The 3,814-nt window shown below is 63.0% G+C and carries 6 protein-coding genes; 3 read left to right on the forward strand and 3 right to left on the reverse strand.

The features are described 5' to 3' along the window. The first annotated feature begins 116 nt into the window (after window positions 1-116). The 3 genes from VF497_RS00035 to VF497_RS00045 are packed head-to-tail and all read left to right on the forward strand — an operon-like array spanning window position 117 to window position 1,414. Window positions 117-440 (forward strand): YbaB/EbfC family nucleoid-associated protein, encoded by a 324-nt coding sequence (locus VF497_RS00035; RefSeq protein WP_330884982.1) that lies wholly within the window; start codon window positions 117-119, stop codon window positions 438-440. Between the two features lie 16 nt (window positions 441-456). Further along, a complete protein-coding gene (recR, locus tag VF497_RS00040) occupies window positions 457-1,056 on the forward strand; it encodes a recombination mediator RecR (RefSeq protein WP_330884984.1) in 600 nt (199 codons plus the stop codon). A 13-nt stretch (window positions 1,057-1,069) separates the two neighbouring features. Continuing rightward, window positions 1,070-1,414 (forward strand): histidine triad nucleotide-binding protein, encoded by a 345-nt coding sequence (locus VF497_RS00045; protein WP_330884986.1) that lies wholly within the window; start codon window positions 1,070-1,072, stop codon window positions 1,412-1,414. 17 nt (window positions 1,415-1,431) lie between these two features. Here the strand turns inward: VF497_RS00045 and VF497_RS00050 are convergent, their stop codons facing one another. The 3 genes from VF497_RS00050 to VF497_RS00060 form a co-directional block, all read right to left on the reverse strand. Then, window positions 1,432-2,046: a Slp family lipoprotein gene (locus VF497_RS00050; RefSeq protein WP_330884988.1), complete on the reverse strand. Its 615-nt coding sequence runs from the start codon at window positions 2,044-2,046 to the stop codon at window positions 1,432-1,434. Window positions 2,047-2,261: 215 nt separating this feature from the next. Beyond that, complete coding sequence (locus VF497_RS00055) at window positions 2,262-2,864, reverse strand: Slp family lipoprotein (RefSeq protein ID WP_330884990.1); 603 nt, start codon at window positions 2,862-2,864, stop codon at window positions 2,262-2,264. A gap of 74 nt (window positions 2,865-2,938) precedes the next feature. After that, window positions 2,939-3,550 carry a Slp family lipoprotein gene (locus tag VF497_RS00060; protein ID WP_330884992.1) on the reverse strand — a complete coding sequence of 204 codons (612 nt, stop codon included), beginning with the start codon at window positions 3,548-3,550 and terminating at the stop codon, window positions 2,939-2,941. Window positions 3,551-3,814 lie beyond the last annotated feature (264 nt).

Here is a 3,814-nt window from a genome sequence, read left to right on the forward strand (position 1 = left end):
CGCACGCCAACAAGCTGCCGAGCAAGCGCTGGAAGCGGACCCCCTCGTGCAAGGCATGATCCGCGACTTCGGCGCGCGCGTGATTCCCGAATCGATCAAGGCAGTGGAGAAGTGACATGCGCGGACCCATGGCGCAATTGATGCAGCAAGCGCAACGCATGCAGGACGACCTGAAGCGTGCGCAGGAAGAAATCGCCAAGCTCGAAGTGACCGGCCAGGCCGGTGGCGGCATGGTCAGCGTGACCATGAACGGTCGCCACGAAGTGCGCCGTGTCGCGGTCGATCGCAAGGTGATGGCCGAGGATCCGGAGATGGCCGAAGACCTGATCGCCGCCGCGTTCAACGACGCGGTCAACAAGGTCGCCGCCGTGAGCCAGGAAAAGATGGGAGCGGTCGCGGGCGGGATGAATCTGCCGGCGGGATTCAAGCTACCGTTCTGATTTTCCTGCGCCAAGAATGTCATCACCACTCTTGAACGAATTGATCGACGCGCTGCGCTGCCTGCCCGGCGTCGGCGCGAAGACCGCGCAGCGCATGGCCTTCCATGTGCTCGAGCGTGACCGCGTTGGCGCGAAGAAGCTTTCGGAAAGGCTCGCCGCCGCCGTCGAGTGCATCGGCAACTGCACGCGCTGTCGCACATTCAGCGAGGATGCGATCTGCGCCACCTGCGCGAGCCCGCAACGCGATGCAAGCCTGCTCTGCGTCGTCGAGACGCCGGTCGATCAGCTCGCCGTCGAACAAGCGACCGGATACCGTGGCCGCTACTTCGTCCTGCTCGGCCGGCTCTCCCCGCTCGACGGCATGGGGCCGAAGGAACTCGGCATCGATCTGCTCGCCGCGCGCCTTGCCGAGAGCGAGGTGCGTGAGCTGATCATCGCGACCAACCCGACCGTCGAAGGCGAGGCGACCGCGCACCTGCTCAGTCAGATCGCGCGCGCGGCGAACGTGCGCGCCACACGCCTCGCCCACGGCGTGCCGCTCGGCGGCGAGCTCGAATTCATCGATCGCGGAACATTGGCACATGCCTTTGGCGGGCGCCAACTCATCGAAAACTGACGGAGGCTATGCAATGGGCGACACCCTGTTCGGCAAGATCATCCGCCGCGACATTCCCGCCGACATCGTCTACGAGGATGACGACGTACTCGCGTTCCGCGACATCAATCCGCAGGCGCCGGTGCACGTGCTGTTCATTCCGAAGCAGCCGATCGCAGCCTTGAACGATCTCACCGCCGACAATGCAGCCGTCATCGGCAAGCTCTTTCTTGCCGCGACCTCATGGGCCAAGGCGCAGGGCTTCGCCGACAACGGCTACCGCTGCGTGATGAACTGCAACAAGGACGGCGGTCAGACTGTCTACCACATCCACCTGCACCTGCTCGCCGGACGGCAGATGCATTGGCCGCCGGGCTGACGCAACGGTCTCTTTGGTCAGTGATTGGCCATCTGCCACGAATTCGAGGGAGCGAAAGCTGGCTGCTCCTTCCACGCATAGGCCACGTCGGTTTTCAAAACCGGCAGTGAAATCACGCAGGCATCGTCATTGGCCGCATGGATTGTTCCCACATATTGTCTGGCGCAATCCGCTCGCGTTACCTGGTAAATGTGGGAAGGCTCGATCACCCCGGTGAACGTGACGACGGCCCCTGAGAAATATATTTCCCTGTCGAATGGTCGATCCTTGCATGCCAGGAACAGGGACGCCGCATCGTGATCCGTCCATTTCGTACGGATATGACTACCGGTGGTCGGCGGTGTTTGCGAGCCTTCGATGCGCGAATACGCCCCCAATCCCGACGGAACAAGTGGTCTCGCGCTGACCCTGTCCAGCGAATAGGCGGCCACTTCCAGGCAGTCCCCCGCATCGGTAGCGCGAGCGCCCGTGACGATTCCGCCCCAGCGCACCGCGTTGCCGGAAAATTTCTCGGTAGACGCCATCGTCGTAGACACGTTCGCAAAGCTGCCGCGCAGGGGCTGTGGCGCGGATGAGCAGGCGAAAAGCAACAGGCTCGTGAAGACTGCGTACGGGACGATCAATTTGCGCATGTCCGATCCTTTTCTCGCTGAAAAGTGCCACGTGCAAGGACGGCTTTGTCACGCGGATCGTCGCAATCACAGAATCGCTTGCAACACCAGGCGATCTTGCCATCGACGGGTTGTCTATTTGCAAGTTCTTCAGCGCAGCGGCGAAAGCCGCTAACGATCATCTCGTTGCATGACAGGTGCATTTACTGCCGTGCGACTCAAGAATCCGCCGGCAGTCATTCGACATGGCGCGCCGTACTCGGTGGTTCGGCCCAAGCCTGGACCTGCGCGATCCTCAGGATCGGCAGCGATACCGCGCACATGCGATCCCTCGCTACGTGAACGGTGCCGGCGTAGTCCGGCTGACCGCGGCGCAGCGGGAGATTTTGCAGGCAACTGGTGAACTCGGTTTCGAACACAAACGGCTCTGCCACGGCGCCCGTGGCCGTCACGACCGCGCCGACGTGATAGAGGGACTTGTCCTCGATCTGGTTTCCGCAGGCGAGAAAACGCGGCGGTGAATCGAATTTCCCGCCCGGCGAGTAGTACATCGGGCGTATCTCATCCGGATGGGTGTAAGCGTCCGAGGGGAGACGAATCGGGCGCGACGTCCATCGATTGAGCGGGAACGCGGATACTTCGATGCAGCTTCCCGAATCGATCGCGCGCATTCCGGTGACGATGCCCCCCCAGCGCACCGAGGTTCCATTGAATTTTCCGCTCGAAGCCTGGCTTGGCCCGATTGCAACGAATTCCCCACGCAGTCGCGGCGGCGTCTGCGCGCAGGCGGAAAACAGAAAAGCCGAAAGGACGAGGGCCGGAACGATGAAGCTGCGCATGAACGATTCCCTTGCTTGCTCGGACAATCCGAGCAAGGACGTCTATGCGGGCCGTTGCGTCGCGTCGAATGCGGCTACTTGCCCGATTTCGGCGGTGGCGGCGGATTCGGCCGCACGATCACGACAGGAGGGGCGCCCCAGTAGCCGCCCCAGCCCCAGCGTCCGCAGTTGCCCCAGCCGGGGCCCCAGAACGGATCGCCGTAGCACGGGCCCCAGAACGGGTCGTAGTAACCGGGCGGATATTCGGCGCGCTTGGGCCACAGGTAGACCTCGCTCGCGTCGACCTTGGCGAAGGTGTAGTCGTAGTCGCCGACCTTGTGCCGTTCGCTACCGTCAATGGCGCCGACCACGGTGACGTCACGGCCCATCGGATATTCGGCCGGATCAAGGAAGCCTTGCTTGCAGGCGACGAAGCGACCCTGGCTGCGATCGGCGCGTTTCGGCCGCGCGTCGTCCCAGAGTTCGCGCGAGAGGACCTCGAAACAGGTGCGGTCCGCGCGCGGCTCGACCTTGATGATTTCGCCGCCCCAGCGCACGCGCTGGCCGCTCGCATTCTGGGCGACGGCTTGCTGCGGCGTGGTCGTGGCGAAATCATTGCCGGCAAGCGGTGCGGGAACGGTCGCGCAGCCGGCGAGCAGCGCGCTGGCGCCGACGGCGAATGCGGATGTTTTCAGGACGTGACGCATAAAGCACCTCGTTGTCGATCATTGCGGCCAGTATCGCGGCGAACTTCTGCTGCGCTCTCAACCAAGACGAATATCCGGGCTCGCGCGTTGCAGTTTAAATCCTGTGCGACGGCTGGATTGTAAACATTTGCAACGGGGCGAAATCCGTTCAGTTGCGGGTTTCCAGACGCAGGCGGCGCACGCCGCGGGCGAATTCCGTTATCCCTTCGCCACTCGGAAACGCACGAGCGTAGCGCAGGCCGACATAGTCGGTGAACAGGCGCT

Source organism: Rudaea sp. (genome assembly GCF_036383415.1).
Classification (GTDB): Bacteria; Pseudomonadota; Gammaproteobacteria; order Xanthomonadales; family Rhodanobacteraceae; genus Rudaea.